Raw genomic sequence first — 14,669 nt, 5'->3', positions numbered from 1 at the left:
CGGGTCAGGATTCGGTGGGGGTGAGGGTGTCCACGAACATGACGCCCTCGGGGCCGGGGATCGTGGCGGTGTGTGCCAGCGCCCACCCGCCCCGTGCCAGACCTGAGAGGTCGACGTCGCGCTCGGCGATCCGGCGCAACTGGCTCTGCATCCCGTCCTCGTTCGCGGCCGGGACGAAGGTGCTGACGGTGGTGATCTGCTGCATGTTCTTCCTCTTCCTCATCATTTTTTTGCCGTGATTCTCAATCAGGTTTGTCAAGCCAGCGGGGGGTGGTCTGGCTCGGTCGTTCTTCCTTCTCTCCCAGCGTTTTTTTGCCTGGAAGGCACGTAGTGCCGAGCAGGGGCGGAGGCGGGAGCGCAACCCGGAGGGCGGCGGAGGAGAGGTTGTTGGCGCGATGTGAGGGAGCGCAGCGACCGCGTGGCGAGAACCTCGGAGGAGCCGGCCGCGCAGCGGCTTGCGTGGACGCCGGAGGCCCGTACGCTGCCGAAGGCTTCCAGGCAAAAATGCGCACAGCGCTCAACACCGCCGCCGGCCAGAGGCCGGTGTTCGCTCGGGTCTGTGAACCGCGACGCTCGTCGCGGCGGCTCTCAGTGGTCTTCGGTGAGGTGGCGGTAGATGGTGCCGCGAGACACGCCGAAGGTGTCGGCGATCTGCTGGACCGTGTAGGTCTTCTCGTCGTACATCGCACGCGCCTGTTTCGCCTTCGTCGGCGTCATCTTGAAGCGCCCGCCGCCCTTACGTCCGCGAGCTCGAGCGGCGGCAAGGCCGTCGTGGGTTCGCTCCACGATGAGGTCGTGCTCGAACTCCGCGATCGCGGCGAGCATGTGGAAGAACAGCCGGCCGCCCGGAGTGGTGGTGTCGATGCCCTGAGACAGCGCCTTCAGTCCGACGCCGCGCTGCTGGAGGCCGTCGGCTACCTCTTTCAAGTTCCGCACGGACCGGCCGAGGCGATCGAGCTTCGTCACGACGAGGGAGTCACCCTCGCGGAGGTAGTCGAGAGCGTCCTCGAGCGCGGGACGCTTCGCGAGTACTCCGGAGGCGTGCTCGACGAACACCTTCTCGCAGCCGGCTGCCGTGAGCGCATCGGTCTGAGCGTCGGGGTTCTGGTCTCTGGTCGAGACGCGCGCGTATCCGATCGAAGCCATAGGCCTGACTGTACTGCGAACGTAGGTTGCGGGTCATAGCTCTCGGACACGGGCCGTGGAACACGGCGCGCCGATTGGACCGCCGCGCTGCTCGACCGTCTCGTAAACGATCGTTCTCGGGACCATCCGGAATGTGGCTTAGCTGACCTCAGGTCGGCTTCACGCCGATGCGTACAGGACCGTTGGAAGCTCGTCTGATTCCTTCATCGAGGTCAGGTAGGGAGACCGTCTCTCCGACGAGGTCGGCGAAGGGCCATGCCTGCCAGCGATCTACGATGTAGGCGGCAGCTGCGGAGAGGTGGTCCGCCGTGTAGTTGTGCGCGCCGCGGACGGTGAGCAGTCCGCGGACGATGCGCTCTGGATCGAGGGGGATCGGCTCGGTCGGGAAGACGCTGCCGATCAGCACGACGACGCCGCCAGTGGTAGCCCTGGTGAGCGCGGAGGTGACCGCTGGGCGCGCGCCGGAGGCCTCGAGGATGACGTCGAACTCACCGGTGAGGTCCTCGGGAGGCAGGGTGTGGGCGCCGAAGCGCTCGGCGAGGGCACGTCGGCCGGGATGAGGTTCAGCGAGGGTGACGGTAGCACCGCGGTCGGTCGCCATCGCGGCCGCGGTGAGTCCGATGAGGCCCGCGCCGCTGATCAGCAGCCGGGCACCATTGAGTGGATGTACGGCCTCGGCGGCAGCTAGGGCGGCCCACGCTGTCGCCGTGCCGCAGGAGACGGGCGCGAGGACGGTCGCGGGCACGTCCTCGGGTACTCGGATGATCGGGGTGCCGGCGACGACGTGCGCGTGGGTGGCGAAGCCGCCCGAGAGAGCCCAAGCGTCACTCATCCGCTCGTGGCCGTACTTGCGCAGGGTGCGGCACTTCTGCGGGAGTCCACTTCTGCAGCGGTCGCAGGCGCCGCAGCTCGCAGCGATCGACCAGAGCACGCGGTCGCCGACGGCGAGCAGCGCGCCGTCGTGCGCGCGGGGACTGCCGGCGCCGAGCTCGACAATACGGCCGAGCTGCTCGTGCCCGAGGACGAGTGGTGCGGGCGCAGTGCGGTCCCCGTGGACCGTGTGCACATCGGAGCCGCAGATCGTGGCGAGCTCGATCTCGACCAGCACATCGCCCGTGCCGAGGCGAACGCTGACGAAGGCGGCGCGCTCGTGCGGCCGGTCGGGAGCGAGCCACACCATCGCAGTAGCGGAGGGGCGGAGCTCTACGCGCCGCGATGCGGGGTCGATCGGGGCGGGCGCTGTGGCGGTTCTCATCGGAGGTCGAGCGTGCGCAGATCGGTGACGTCGTCGATCACGGCGTGGGCTCCCGCGCCGTCCAGGCGCGCGCGGTCGTGCGCTCCGCTGAGGACGCCGACGACGAGACCGGCTCCCGCGCGCAGGCCGGAGAGGACGTCGCTCGCGGTGTCGCCGATCACCGCGACGGCGCTCATCGCGCTGACCTGCGCGCGCAGGGCGGCGGTCAGGACGAGGTCGGGTGCGGGGCGGCCTCGGCCGGCGTCGGCCGGTGAGAGGGCGATGCCGACGAGGTCGCGCCAGCCGAGCGCGTCGAGGATCGCGTCGCGGGTGACCGGAGCGAAGCCGGTGGTCAGCGCCACGCCGACCCCCGCGGTGCGCAGCTCCCGGAGCAGGTCCTCGGCGCCGGGGATCGGCGCCGCGGCGCCTTCGAGGATCAGCTCGGCGTAGGCGTCCTCGAACGCCGCGGTAGCGCGCTCGGCGGCGGCGACGTCACCGCCCGCGAGGTGGGTGAACACGTCGATCTTGGACTGCCCCATGGTCTCGCGGACGTAGTCGAGCGCCTCGGACCAGGGCAGGCGGTCGGCGACGCCGGTGCGCTCGGCGGCGCGCTGGAACGCCTGCTCGACGACGCCGTCGTCGGAGACGGTCGTGCCGGCCATGTCGAGCACGACGAGCTCGATGGCGGCGAGGGCGGGACCGAGGGCGGTGGGAGTGAGGGTGGTCATCAGCGGCCTTCCGAGGTGACGAGGACGGGTGCGGTGCTGTCGAAGCGGTCCGCGAGGGTGGTCTCGGCGAGACCGAGCCCGGTGGTCATACCGATGCCCGTGGTCACGGTGCGCACGAGGACGCCCGGAATCGGCTCGGCGACGAGGAACTCGTCGCGCCCGCTGGCGTACACGCCCTGCCAGCGCTCGATCACACGGGGCGCCGCTCCGAACAGGCGGGCGGTCTCCTCGAGGAGGAGCTCCGCGGTCGTCTCGGACTGGAAGGGCTCCGGGCTGATCGCGCGGTGGTGGGAATCGCCGACGACGACGCTCCCGTCGGGCAGCTGCGTGTACATCTGGTTGAGGTCGATCGCCGCGAGGTCGGGGCGATCGGAGTGCAGCCGCGCGCGGACCGCCGCGGCCTCGGGCAGACGCGCGAATCCGCTGTAGCGGATGAGGGACCAGCCCGTCAGCAGCGGCGCGGCCAGCGGCGCGCGCAGCGGCAGCTCGACACGGAGCATGTCGAGTGAACAGCGGAGGACGTCGTGGGCTTCGGCGAGCTCGGGGAAGAGCTGGTCGAGGTCGTGGTTCACGGCGACGACGATCGTGTCGGCGAGGACCGGACCGCGGCTGGTGTCCACGACGCCCTCGGTGATCCGTCCGACGGCCGTGCGCGTCCGGAACTCGACGCCGAGCTCGGTGAGGTGCCGCACGATCGCGGCAGCGGCGGTGCGCGGGTCGGCCTGCAGGTCGTACGGGAGGACCGCTCCCCCGACGACGACGGAGGGGTCGACGGGCATCGCCGCCGCCGCCTCGCGGGCGTCGAGGAGCTCGATCTCCGGGCCGTCGCCGAATCCGACGGGAGCCTGCTCGGCCGCCGCCTCGAGGAGGGCGAGCTCGTCGGCGTGCCGCGCGACGATGTGGGTGCCGCGCCGGCCGAGCGCGAAGCCGGCGTCCTGCGAGAGGCGGAGCCACGCCTCGCGGGCGGCGAGGCCGTAGCGGAGCGCGTCGCCGGACTGCGGAGTGAAGCACAGGTGCCCGAAGTTGCGGACGGTCGAGCCCATCGGCTCCGAGGTGCGATCCAGGACCACGACGCGCAGGCCCCGCCGCACGGCGGCGTAGGCGGCTCCGAGTCCGACGATCCCCGACCCGACGACGGCGACGTCGTAGCGCCCGCTCATCGGAGCACCTTCCGCATCCACATCGCGAGCGCTTCGACGACGAGCACGGTGACCAGGATCATCAGGACGATCGCGGTGACGGTGGCGTAGTTCGAGCCCTGAGCGGCGTTGAGGAGGTAGTAGCCGATGCCGCCTCCGCCAACGATGCCCAGGAGGGTCGCCGCGCGGATGTTGGTGTCGAGCAGGTAGAAGGTGTGGCCGAGCATGGCGCGGGCTCCCTGGGGGACGGTGGCTCCGGCGTAGACCTGGAGCCGGGTGGCGCCTGTCGCGACGAGGGCCCGCTCCGGTCCGGAGTCGACCTCCTCCAGCGAGTCGGCGATGAGCTTGCCGAGCAGTCCGACGCCGCCGACAGCGAGGGCGATCGTCCCGGCCTGGGTGCCGAGGCCCGAGATGACGATGAGGACGATGGCGAGGATGAGCTCGGGGATGCCGCGGATCGCGACCAGCAGCAGGCGGAAGCCGCCGCGGGCGGTGCGGTTCGGAGCGACGTTCCTGGCGGCGAGGGAGCCGATGACGAACGACGCGACGACCGTGAGCAGGGCCGCCGCGAGGGCGATCGCGATCGTCTCGCGCATCGCCTCGACCATGGTGGCGGCGTCGTAGCTGCCGAAGGACGGCGGCCAGAACTGCGCGGCCACGCCAGGGATCCGCGCCCAGAAGGTGAGGGCGTCGCTCCAGGTGATGTCGCTGACGACGACCCCTGCGACGATCACGAGGGCCGCGACGACTCCGGCGACGGCGTTCTTCGCGCGGGCGGGCGTCCACGGGCGGCGCAGCGCGGACTCGGGGGTCGACGGCGCGGGCCGCGGCTCGACGCGACCGCGACGGAGCCGTCGTGCGAGCGCGTCGAGCGGCCCCGACGTGGAGCCGCGGCCGAGCATCGCGGTGCGGAGGGAGCTCGAGACGATCTCCATCGCGACGCAGAGCGCGAAGATCACCAGGGCGATGCCGATGCCGCGCCCGTACTGCAGGGACTTGAAGGCGTACGACATCTCGAGCCCGAGTCCCGCGACCCCGACGTAGCCGAGGATCACGGAGCCGCGGAGGTTGATGTCGTTGCGGTGCAGGACCGTCGCCACCCAAGAGGGCAGCACCTGCGGAAGCACTCCCGAGGTGAACTCCTGCAGCTTCGAACCGCCGGTGGCGCGGATCGCCTGGCGCGGTCCTTCATCGATCTGCTCGATGGCGTCGGCGAACAGCTTCGAGATCATGCCGACGGAGTGCAGGCCGATCGCGAGGATGCCCGGGAGCGAGCCGAGGGAGAACATCAGGACGAAGACCATCGCGAGGACGACGTCCGGGATCGCGCGGGCCAGCACGCCGAGGAAGCGGGCGGTCGCCCGGGCCGCGTTCCCGGGCGTCGTGTTCGAGGCGGCGAGGTACGCGAGCGGCACCGACAGCATCGCGGCGAGCACGGTGCCGGTGAGCACGAGCCCGAGCGTCTGCGCGGTGAGGGCGATCAGCTCGGCGGGCTCGGGGAACGTGATCGCGCCAACGCGGCCGAAGAAGCGCTCCGCGTTGGAGAGCGACTGCAGCATGCGCGGCACCGAGATGTCGATCTCGATCAGGGCGGCGATCGCGAGGCCGGCGAGGGCGAGCAGGGTCAGGACCGCGGCGATCCGCTCGGGCGAGCGCTTCGGCTTCGGAGCGCGTGCGGCGACGGCCGGGTCAGGACGCCGCTCGGTGCGCGGCGACAGGACGGCGGTCACGGGGTCCGCTCCGGGGTGAGCAGCTCGTTCTGCACGGCCTCGAGCTCGGAGGTGGTGGTCGCGACGCGGCCGTAGATCTCCATGACCTCTGCTTTCGAGAGTCCCGCCGCCGGGGTGTCGAGGACGACTGCGCCGTGCCGGAGCCCGACGATCCGGTCGGCCCACGAGATCGCGAGATCGACCTGGTGCAGGCTGCAGAGCACGGTGAGGCCCTCCTCCGCAGCGATCTCGCGGATGAGTGCCATGACCTGGTCGCTCGACTCGGGGTCGAGGGAGGCGACGGGCTCGTCGGCGAGGAGGATCGAGGGGTTCTGCATCAGAGCGCGGGCGATCGCGACGCGCTGCTGCTGCCCGCCCGAGAGGGTGTCGGCGCGCTGGTAGGCGCGCTCGAGCAGACCGACGCGCTCGAGGTGCTGCAGCGCGCGCAGCTTCTTCGCCTTCGGGTAGCTCCAGAGGCCCAGGCGCGGGCCTCGCAGCTCCGCGAGGGCCCCGGTCAGCACGTTCTCGAGCACCGTCAGGGACGGGACGAGCTCGAACTGCTGGAAGATGAAGCCCACCTTCCCGCGGAGCGAGCGCAGCCGTGCGCCGCTGAGCGCGGACACCTCCTCGCCGAGGACCCGGACGGATCCGCTCGTGGGCACCTCGAGGGCGTCGAGGTGGCGGAGGAGGGTGGACTTGCCCGACCCGGAGAGGCCGAGGAGCACGACGATCTCGCCGCGGCGGACGGTGAGCGACACTCCGTCCAGGGCGGTGGTGGCGCCGAATCTCTTGGTGACGTCGGTGATCGTGACCACCGTGTCGGTCGTCGGATCGGGGATCGTCGTCATGATGCTCTCCAGGTCGGGTTCGTCAGCGTCGCGAGTCGGTCACTTCTGGCACTGCGTGGCGTTCGTGACCTCGCAGATGTCGCGGATCTCGTCGTAGTACGCGTCGTCGACGGGGGTGGTCGCGTAGAAGACGCTGCGGAAGCCCTCGGTGTCCGCCGATTCGACGCCGGAGGCGATGATCTCGTCGATGGTGACCTCGCCGAGGATGTCGCGCAGCTGCTCCTTCAGGTCGTCGGGGAGGGTGTCCGACTCGACGATCGGGGCGCCGGGGACCATGGTCTCGGCGATGACCTCGACCGCGTCGGACTTCTCGACCTCGCTGTCCTCTGCGAAGCCGGCCTCGCACTCGACGCCTTCACCGACCTTCTGGACGCTGACGTCGTGCTTGCCCGCAAAGACCGGGGTGACGTCCGTCTCGGGGTCGATGCCGGCCTCGAGCAGGTTGTAGCTGGGGAAGAGGTAGCCGGAAGTCGAGGACGGGTCGACGAAGCAGACCTTCTTGCCCTTCATGCCGGCGAGGTCCGTGATCGCGCTGCCCTTCGGGACGATCGCCTGCGAGTAGTAGCCCGGCTCCTGCCCCTCGGCGGTGGTGATCGAGGAGATCGGGGTCAGCTCGGCGCCGTTGTTGACCGCGGTGACGTAAGTGAAGCCCGAGAACGAGGCGACGTCGACCTGGCCGGCGATGGACGCCTCGATGAGGGCCGCGTAATCGGTCGACTCGTTGTACTCGACCGTCTTGCCGGTCTCCTGCGCGATGTAGTCCATCAGCGGCTCGTAGTTGGTCTCGGTGTCGACGGAGTCGGGGACGACGCCGAAGACGAGCGTGTTCGAGTCAACGGCGTAGCCAGCCTCGGCATCGCCCGCGGCGGTGGAGCCGGCGGTCGCGGTGCCGGAGCAGCCGGCGAGGAGCGTGAGAGCACCGGCGACGGCCAGTGCGGAGAGGGTGAGACGGGCGCGGGTCTGCATGACGGCCTTTCAGGCGAGGGAGTTTCAGAGGGGGACGACAGGAACTCTGCCGCACCCGCTCCCTACGTATATACCTATCTCGCCAATGTTCACGACGTGTTCACCCATCTAGCGCGCTCTGCATTTCGACAGCGAGGAGAAGGCTTCCGGACGAGTACCGGTGCTCAGGATCGGGTATCCAGACCAGTAAGGTGCCTATGTGGCTGATGTGATGTACAAGGCGATCGCCGACGACCTGCGTCAGTCGATCGCGAGCGGAACTCTCGCACCCGGTGACGAGGTCCCGACCGAGGGCGAGCTCGCCGCGAAATGGAACACCTCGCGAGGCCCGATCCGCAATGCTCTGGCCGCGCTGCGCAGCGAGGGGCTCATCGAGACGACCCGCGGACGCCCGAGCCGGGTCATCGAGCGGAAAGCGCAGCAGGCGGTCGACGTCTCGATTCCGTTCACCCGCTGGGCACGGACGATGGGCGCGCGGCCCAGGGCGCTCACCCAGCAGGTGTCGTTGCGCCGCTCGGACGCCGAGCAGGCCGCGTTGCTGGACATCGAGCCGGGCGAGCTGGTCGTCGACGTGCTGCGCCTGCGCTCTCTGGACGATCGGCCGACGATGCTGGAGCGGCTCACCTTCATCGAAGAAGCCGGCCGGAACCTCTTCGACGTTGATCTCGATACCGTCTCGATCACCGAGTTCCTCGACTCCCGCGGCTGGAAGTCCGCCGAGGTCGACCACGAGATCGATGCGGTGGCCGCGGACGAGAGCGACGCGCAGCTGCTCGAGGTCGCCCTCGGCTCCCCCGTGCTCCGCCTGCACCGCATCACCCGGGACAGCACCGGCCGCACCTTCGAAGCCTCGGACGACCGCTACCGCAGCGACATCGTCCGCTTCACCGTCTCAGCGACGGGCCGTCGCCGCGAAGGCGCGCACTTCATCCGCCCCGTCGGGCTCTGAGCCCGAGGTCGCTCCCGGAACCCTCCGCTCAGATCGAGAGCAGGACGATCCCGCCGACGACCACGAGCGACGCGGCGATCCGCCGGGCGGCCGACCCCTCCTTCAGCACCAGCGCACCGAACACCGAGACCAGGACCACGCTCATCTCGCGCATCGGCGCCACCAGCGCGACCGGCGCGAGGGTGATCGCCTGCAGGACGAGGATGTAGGACAGCGGCGAGAGGACCCCGAAGGCGAGCACTCGCAGCCAGTGCTGCCGGAGGACGGATGCCAGCTCCGCCCGCCGCCGCCGCAGGGGCACGAGGTAAACGACGATCTCGACCATCGTGCAGCCCACCATGAACGCCACCGGCGACAGCCCCCAGGTGCGCAGGGCGTGCGCGTCCCAGATCGTGTAGACCGCGATCGCGACGCCGGTGAGAACACCGAAGAGGATGCTCGGGTCGAGCAGGCTGCGCCCGGACGGTGCGTGCTCCGTCGGCCGATCGATCAGGCCGGTCGCGATCACCCCGGTGACGACGACTCCGACCCCGAGCACCGCGACCGGAGAGATCTGCTCGCCGAGCAGCAGCACCGCGAGCCCGGCGCTGAGGGCGGGGCCAGTGCCGCGGGCGGTTGCATAGACGGTCGAGAGCCGCCCCCGCGCGTAGCCCTGCTGCAGCACGACCATGTAGCCGACGTGCAGCAGACCGGAGATACCCGCGCCGATCGCCAGGCCCGTCACCACGTCGCCGCCGGAGCCGAACCCGCCTGTGAACGGAATCACCGGCGCCCAGATCACGGTGCTGGCCACCGCACCCCACCAGAGGAACGGCAGGCCGATACCGCTGACGCGATGCGCGATCACGTTCCAGGCCGCGTGACAGAGCGCCGCGGACAGCACGAGGAAGAGGACGTAGGCAGACATGGAAGGACCTTCCCGCGCGCGCCGACGCGCGCCGCAGCGGTCCTCCAGGCTTCTGTCCCTTGAGATGACGGACCTCGATGACGGGATCCGTGGCGCCGCTCGAACCAGCCAGACGACCGTGTCGTCCCGGAACCCTAGGCGCTATCAGGACGACCGTACCGCACCCGCAGCAGCCTCTCGTCTCTGCAGCGGATCGTTCACCCGCACCCTCTCCCAGACTCGCGCCCGCCCATTCAGGGGTGAACAACACTTGAACGTGTCTGCATTACTCATTCACCCTCCCCCGCATAGGTACAGATGTGGGCAGGCTTGCGGCGCGCGGTCATCCCCGCGCTTCTCTCGCACAGACCTCTGGAGTCGACGATGTCCCTGTCCACCCGCACTCTCGGTGCCGCCTGCGTCTCGGCGGTGATCGGCGGCCTGCTGCTGGTCGCGCCGACCGCCGCGTCCGCCGCTGACACCGCCTACAACGGGCTGCCCTCAGGCACCCGTACCGCGAAGACTCTCGTCGTCGGCATCGACGGCGCCGCCTTCGACCAGCTCGACGCCGCCGACATGCCCGCCCTCGACGCTCTTCGCGCCGACGGTATGACCGCCGCGAGCAACCTCTACGCCGCTCCGATGTCAGGCACCGTGTCCGGACCGGGCTGGTCGACGATCGCCACCGGCGTCTGGCCTGACAAGCACAACGTCGTCGACAACAACTTCACCGCCCCGAAGTTCGGCCAGTACCCCGACTACCTCAGCCGCATCGAAGCCGCCGACTCCACCCGCTCGAGCCTCGTCGTGGCCACCTGGTCGCCCGTCGCTCAGACGATCTTCGGCTCAGCCGTCGACGTCCGCCGCACCGGCGGCGGCGACGTGCAGACCACCGCGACCGCCGTCGACTACCTCACCAACGGGAACCCGGACAACACCTTCGTGCACCTCGACGAGGTCGACGGCGCCGGCCACTCCGTCGGCACGAACGGCCCCGCTTACGCTGTCGCACTGAACCGTGCCGACAGCCAGCTCGGCGAGATGATTGCCGCCGTCAAGGCACGCCCGACCTACGCGAGCGAGCAGTGGACGATCCTCGTCACCGCCGACCACGGCCACACTCCCACCGGCGGCCACGGCGGCAACAGCCTCGCCGAGCGCAAGACCTTCGTCATCGCCTCCGGCCCCGGCATCCCCGCCGGCTCCACCCGCAACGACGTCAAGATCGTCGACATCGCCCCGACCGTCCTCGCCGCCAACGGCATCCCGACGGATCCCACGTGGAACATCGACGGCTCCGCCCTGAGTGTCCTGAAGGCCGACGACTTCGACACGCTCCGATCCGCCCTGAAGACCCGCGTCGACGAGACCCGACCCGCCGCAGGCCTGCTCGGCTGGACCCACAGCACCCCCGCGGGCTGGAGCATCGACAACTCAGCGATGCCCGCCGGAGGCGTGACCGAGTGGGCCGGCTGGTCCTTCGCGACCGACTCCTTCTACACCAGCGCCGAGCCCGGCCAGAAGCGCGAGACGAACGTCCGCGCCCGCGATGTGTTCGCCGTCGCAGACTCCGACGAGTGGGACGACAAGACCCACGCCGCTGGCCAGTTCGACTCCACCTTGATCACCCCCGCCTACCCGCTGAACGGCACCGGCACGGCGACGCTCTCCTACGCCACCGACTACGTCATCGACGGACCGCAGACCGCCGCCGTCTCCGTCAGCTACGACGGAGGCACCCCAGTCGCCGTGAAGAGCTACACCGCGAACACCAACAAGAACGAGTCGATCCGCATCGACGTCCCGGCAGACGCCCGCACAGCCCAGTTCCGCTTCCGCTACACCGGACAGAACAGCGCCTTCTGGACCCTCGACCAGGTCGCCCTGACCCAGGCCCCCGCCCCGGCACTGACCGTCGCCGCGACCGCAGCGACCCGCTGCATCGCCGGCAAGGTCTCCCTCACTATTCAGACGACCAACACCAACCCCTTCCCGATCGCCGTCGCTACGACCTCCAGCTTCGGCAGCAAGTCCTTCGCGGCCGTCGCCGCCGGCAAGAGCGCCTCCCACGCGTTCTCCACTCGCGCCACGACGATCCCCGCCGGGACCGTCACCGTCGCCGCGACCGCCACCATCAACGGCACGCCGGCAACGACCACCATGCAGGCCCCGTACGCCGCAGCGTCCTGCAACTGACCCCCTCACCTGAAGGAGAGAAGACTGTGAAGAAGACCGCACTCGCGGCGCGCTGCGCCGCTGTCATGGCCGGAGCCGCGCTGCTCACCGCTGTCGCCGGAGCCGCTGTCGCCGACGAGAACTACGGCGACCAGGACGTGGACGTGAACGTGTCCATCGCCGAGCTCACCGAGCCGGGTGTGCTGGCGATGACCGTCGCCGGCACCTCGACCGACCTCACCGAGACCGGCTCGACCGCGCTCGTGCGCCAGTTCACCGGCACCCTGCCCACCGTCACCGTGTCCGACACCCGCACCGCCGACGAGATCCCGGCGGAGGCCGGCTGGTACGTCCTCGGCTCGGCGAGCGAGTTCACCGGCGACGCCAGCCAGGAGCCCATCGGCGCCGACCACTTCGGCTGGACACCTCGGCTGCTCGACGGAGGCGACTCCGGGCTCGTCACCGAAGGCGACCAGGTCGACACCGTCCTCGACGACGGCGATGACGCGGTCGGCCTCGTCGACCAGGAGCTCCTCGCGCTCGCGCTCGACTCCGGAGCCGTCGCGGAGGAGGGCCAGTGGACTGCATCCGCCGACCTCTTCCTGCGCACGGACGCCACCGTCGAAGCCGGCGACTACACCGGCCAGCTCACCCTCTCGCTCTTCGAGTGAGACGACCGGTGGGGGCGCGGCCACACCGCGCCCCCACCAGCTCGAAAGGACCAGCCGCCATGCCCCGAACACCCTTCCGGTCGTTCCGCGTATTCTCAGTCGTGGCCGCCGCGATGCTCGGTCTGATCGCACCAGCCCTCCTCGCAGCACCGGCCGCCGCCGACACGACCTAGCTCCCCGCTGGCCGGTTGTGAGCCGATGGCGGGTTCTTGCTCATCCGCGCTCGTCAAGGTGCCCTCTGTCGATTGAGCACGCGAGGATGAGGGCATGTCGAAGAAGATCGAATCAGCCCACCGCAAACTCGTTGAAGCGCTCGAGAAGCACGCCGAGCTCGCCTCCGGGAAGAAGAGCCGACGCGGTCGCATCGAGAGCGCCGCCGCCGACGTCAAGCGAGCAGCAACGAAGTACGCGGCCGCCGTCTCGGCACGCACAGACACGGAGAGCCCGTTCAGTGACATCGCTGACCCGCGCCTGGACCGCCCCACCATCGCGTCCCTCACAGCGGAGCGCGACGCGCTTAGCCGCCGATTGGCCCAGACACCTCTCACTGCGACCGACCTGCGGGTGCCGCTGCCCGCCCCGAAGCCTGACCCGTCGTAGTCGAATCGAGGAGCCGCTCTGCCATTCGCGCGAGCCGCTCTTCGAGCATCAGTTGTCCCAGGTGCGACAATTCCGTCTTGGCCCTCGGGAGTGCGGCGCGGTTGGTGACGGCGGCGTTCAGACGTCGCGGCGACGCGGCGCGACGACCGCAACGGGGACAGCGACGATCAGCCAGGCCGCGACGCAGACGGCTGCTCCTATTTACTCCAAAGCCGCCCGGGTGGGGCTCTGCTGAATAGAGCTGTTCTGCCGCCGCGGGAGCGGTCAGCGTCATCCTCGAAGACCGCCGGAACCGCCACCAGAGGATCACCGCCTAAGCGACCGACCCTAGCCGCCCTCCGGCGACGACAGTCCAGATCCCGCTATCGGGACTCGGGCGCTCGTGTGCAGTGCCTCCGTCAGCGTCGGAGAGCCACAACCGGCCGGCTCTGTCTGCGTGGGCTTGTAGCTGCTCTGGTCTCGGAAGATCGCCCAGATCACGTTGATGCGGCGCCGAGCGAGAGCGATGAGCGCCTGCTTGTGGGACTTGCCCTCTCGTCGTTTGCGTTCGTAGAACGAGTGTGAGACCGGGCAACTTCTCGAGGCGATGAACGCCGCTTGAAAGCAGGCGTTCAACAGCCGCCGGTCGTAGCGCCGTGGCCGGTGGTGGTTGCCGGAAATCTTCCCGGAGTCGCGAGGCACGGGGGCGAGGCCGGCGAAACTTGCCAGCCGATCAGGGGTCTCGAACACCGCGAGGTCGGCGCCGGTCGCGGCGAGGAAGTCCGCGGCGAGCCTGCGCCCGAACCCCGGAATTGACACGAGCAGATCCGCAGAAGTACTGCCCTGCAGAACGGTCTCGATCTCTGCCTCAACTTCAGCGAGCTCGTCGCGGATGCGGAGCAGATCACGGGCGGACCGACCCACCAGCCGGGCCGCGGCCTCCTCCCCCACGACGACCGAGGTCTGCTCGCGAGCAGCGTCGACCGCAGCCTTCGCCACGGCCGCGGACTTCCAGCACCCCTGCCCCTTCAACCACGACGCCAGCCGGCTCTCCCCCATCCGCCGGATCGCTCCGGGCGTCGCGTACCGGGTGAGCAGCACCAGAGGCCCCCGGGTCGTCGCATAGTTGAACGCTCCCTCGAGTGACGGGAAGTAGTGGACCAGGATGGCGCGCAGCCTGTTCACGGCGCGGGTGCGGTCGTGGACCAGGTCTTCCCGGCGTGCTGAGAGCAGGCGCAGCTCTGCTGTGACTTCGTCGGCCTGGCGTATCAACGTCACGTCTCGCCGAGTCCGCGCCTGGTCGGCGATGATGACCGCGTCCTTTGCGTCCGTCTTCGCTTCGCCCCGGTAGGCGCCCGAGGCGTGATGCACGACGCGGCCTGAGATGTAGAACATCGGCTGCGCGTGCGAGCTGAGCAGCGTCTGGAGCAGCCCGGTTCCGCCGTGGTTGAGGTCCGTCGCCCAGGCGACGTCGGCGCCGCCTGGAAGGGAGGCGACGTCGCCCATCAGGGTCAGGATCGCCGCTTCTCGGTTCTTGAACCGCTGCGAGAGCAGCTTGGTTCCGTTGCCGTCGATGACGACGCAGTGGTGTTCGGTCTTGCCGGCGTCGATACCGGCCCAGAGTTGGGGCACGCAGGGT

General features: G+C 69.8%; 13 protein-coding genes and 1 pseudogene. 4 read left to right on the top strand and 10 right to left on the bottom strand.

What is annotated here, in order from left to right; translation table 11 throughout:
* Positions 1 to 4 precede the first annotated feature (4 nt).
* From C5D44_RS17215 to C5D44_RS17180, 8 genes are all read right to left on the bottom strand, one after another.
* Positions 5 to 205, bottom strand: coding sequence for a hypothetical protein (locus C5D44_RS17215; RefSeq protein ID WP_104269744.1), 201 nt, complete (start codon positions 203 to 205; stop codon positions 5 to 7).
* Between the two features lie 383 nt (positions 206 to 588).
* Positions 589 to 1,146 carry a recombinase family protein gene (locus tag C5D44_RS17210; RefSeq protein WP_104256092.1) on the bottom strand — a complete coding sequence of 186 codons (558 nt, stop codon included), beginning with the start codon at positions 1,144 to 1,146 and terminating at the stop codon, positions 589 to 591.
* A gap of 148 nt (positions 1,147 to 1,294) precedes the next feature.
* Complete coding sequence (locus tag C5D44_RS17205; protein WP_258068034.1) at positions 1,295 to 2,326, bottom strand: zinc-binding dehydrogenase; 1,032 nt, start codon at positions 2,324 to 2,326, stop codon at positions 1,295 to 1,297.
* 71 nt (positions 2,327 to 2,397) lie between these two features.
* Positions 2,398 to 3,108, bottom strand: coding sequence for an HAD-IA family hydrolase (locus C5D44_RS17200; protein ID WP_104282357.1), 711 nt, complete (start codon positions 3,106 to 3,108; stop codon positions 2,398 to 2,400).
* Positions 3,108 to 4,268 (bottom strand): TIGR03364 family FAD-dependent oxidoreductase, encoded by a 1,161-nt coding sequence (locus tag C5D44_RS17195; protein WP_104282356.1) that lies wholly within the window; start codon positions 4,266 to 4,268, stop codon positions 3,108 to 3,110. The genes C5D44_RS17200 and C5D44_RS17195 overlap by 1 nt, the downstream gene beginning before the upstream one ends.
* The gene (phnE, locus tag C5D44_RS17190; RefSeq protein WP_104282355.1) at positions 4,265 to 5,977 is read right to left on the bottom strand and encodes a phosphonate ABC transporter, permease protein PhnE; all 1,713 of its coding nucleotides are present in this window, start codon (positions 5,975 to 5,977) and stop codon (positions 4,265 to 4,267) included. Before phnE ends, C5D44_RS17195 begins: the two co-directional genes overlap by 4 nt.
* Positions 5,974 to 6,804: a phosphonate ABC transporter ATP-binding protein gene (phnC, locus tag C5D44_RS17185; protein WP_104282354.1), complete on the bottom strand. Its 831-nt coding sequence runs from the start codon at positions 6,802 to 6,804 to the stop codon at positions 5,974 to 5,976. Before phnC ends, phnE begins: the two co-directional genes overlap by 4 nt.
* A 39-nt stretch (positions 6,805 to 6,843) precedes the next feature.
* The gene (locus C5D44_RS17180; RefSeq protein ID WP_104282353.1) at positions 6,844 to 7,770 is read right to left on the bottom strand and encodes a phosphate/phosphite/phosphonate ABC transporter substrate-binding protein; all 927 of its coding nucleotides are present in this window, start codon (positions 7,768 to 7,770) and stop codon (positions 6,844 to 6,846) included.
* A 199-nt stretch (positions 7,771 to 7,969) separates the two neighbouring features.
* Between C5D44_RS17180 and C5D44_RS17175 the strand changes: the two genes are divergently transcribed.
* Positions 7,970 to 8,719 carry a GntR family transcriptional regulator gene (locus tag C5D44_RS17175; RefSeq protein WP_258068033.1) on the top strand — a complete coding sequence of 250 codons (750 nt, stop codon included), beginning with the start codon at positions 7,970 to 7,972 and terminating at the stop codon, positions 8,717 to 8,719.
* A 28-nt stretch (positions 8,720 to 8,747) separates the two neighbouring features.
* On the opposite strand, the gene C5D44_RS17170 is transcribed toward C5D44_RS17175, so the two are convergent.
* Positions 8,748 to 9,626 carry an EamA family transporter gene (locus C5D44_RS17170; RefSeq protein ID WP_104282351.1) on the bottom strand — a complete coding sequence of 293 codons (879 nt, stop codon included), beginning with the start codon at positions 9,624 to 9,626 and terminating at the stop codon, positions 8,748 to 8,750.
* Positions 9,627 to 9,989: 363 nt separating this feature from the next.
* Between C5D44_RS17170 and C5D44_RS17165 the strand changes: the two genes are divergently transcribed.
* From C5D44_RS17165 to C5D44_RS17155, 3 genes are all read left to right on the top strand, one after another.
* Entirely contained in the window at positions 9,990 to 11,801 is a 1,812-nt protein-coding gene (locus C5D44_RS17165) for an alkaline phosphatase family protein (protein ID WP_258068032.1), read from the top strand.
* A 26-nt stretch (positions 11,802 to 11,827) separates the two neighbouring features.
* On the top strand, positions 11,828 to 12,451 hold the full coding sequence (locus tag C5D44_RS17160; protein ID WP_258068031.1) for a hypothetical protein: 624 nt from the start codon (positions 11,828 to 11,830) through the stop codon (positions 12,449 to 12,451).
* 267 nt (positions 12,452 to 12,718) lie between these two features.
* Positions 12,719 to 13,051 (top strand): hypothetical protein, encoded by a 333-nt coding sequence (locus tag C5D44_RS17155; RefSeq protein WP_104282350.1) that lies wholly within the window; start codon positions 12,719 to 12,721, stop codon positions 13,049 to 13,051.
* A gap of 420 nt (positions 13,052 to 13,471) precedes the next feature.
* On the opposite strand, the pseudogene C5D44_RS17150 reads toward C5D44_RS17155, so the two are convergent.
* Positions 13,472 to 14,662 (bottom strand): annotated as a pseudogene (locus tag C5D44_RS17150) (IS110 family transposase); the annotation flags it as partial.
* Positions 14,663 to 14,669 lie beyond the last annotated feature (7 nt).

The sequence above is a fragment of the Rathayibacter sp. AY1B5 genome (assembly GCF_002932795.1).
Classification (GTDB): Bacteria; Actinomycetota; Actinomycetes; order Actinomycetales; family Microbacteriaceae; genus Rathayibacter.
This window is presented reverse-complemented; position numbering and strand designations above follow the sequence as displayed.

Coding starts and splice junctions, on each gene's coding strand:
- C5D44_RS17215 (WP_104269744.1), bottom strand. CDS start 205: ATGCAGCAGATCACCACCGTCAGCACCTTCGTCCCGGCCGCGAACGAG.
- C5D44_RS17210 (WP_104256092.1), bottom strand. CDS start 1,146: ATGGCTTCGATCGGATACGCGCGCGTCTCGACCAGAGACCAGAACCCC.
- C5D44_RS17205 (WP_258068034.1), bottom strand. CDS start 2,326: ATGGTGTGGCTCGCTCCCGACCGGCCGCACGAGCGCGCCGCCTTCGTC.
- C5D44_RS17200 (WP_104282357.1), bottom strand. CDS start 3,108: ATGACCACCCTCACTCCCACCGCCCTCGGTCCCGCCCTCGCCGCCATC.
- C5D44_RS17195 (WP_104282356.1), bottom strand. CDS start 4,268: ATGAGCGGGCGCTACGACGTCGCCGTCGTCGGGTCGGGGATCGTCGGA.
- phnC (WP_104282354.1), bottom strand. CDS start 6,804: ATGACGACGATCCCCGATCCGACGACCGACACGGTGGTCACGATCACC.
- C5D44_RS17180 (WP_104282353.1), bottom strand. CDS start 7,770: ATGCAGACCCGCGCCCGTCTCACCCTCTCCGCACTGGCCGTCGCCGGT.
- C5D44_RS17170 (WP_104282351.1), bottom strand. CDS start 9,626: ATGTCTGCCTACGTCCTCTTCCTCGTGCTGTCCGCGGCGCTCTGTCAC.
- C5D44_RS17165 (WP_258068032.1), top strand. CDS start 9,990: ATGTCCCTGTCCACCCGCACTCTCGGTGCCGCCTGCGTCTCGGCGGTG.
- C5D44_RS17155 (WP_104282350.1), top strand. CDS start 12,719: ATGTCGAAGAAGATCGAATCAGCCCACCGCAAACTCGTTGAAGCGCTC.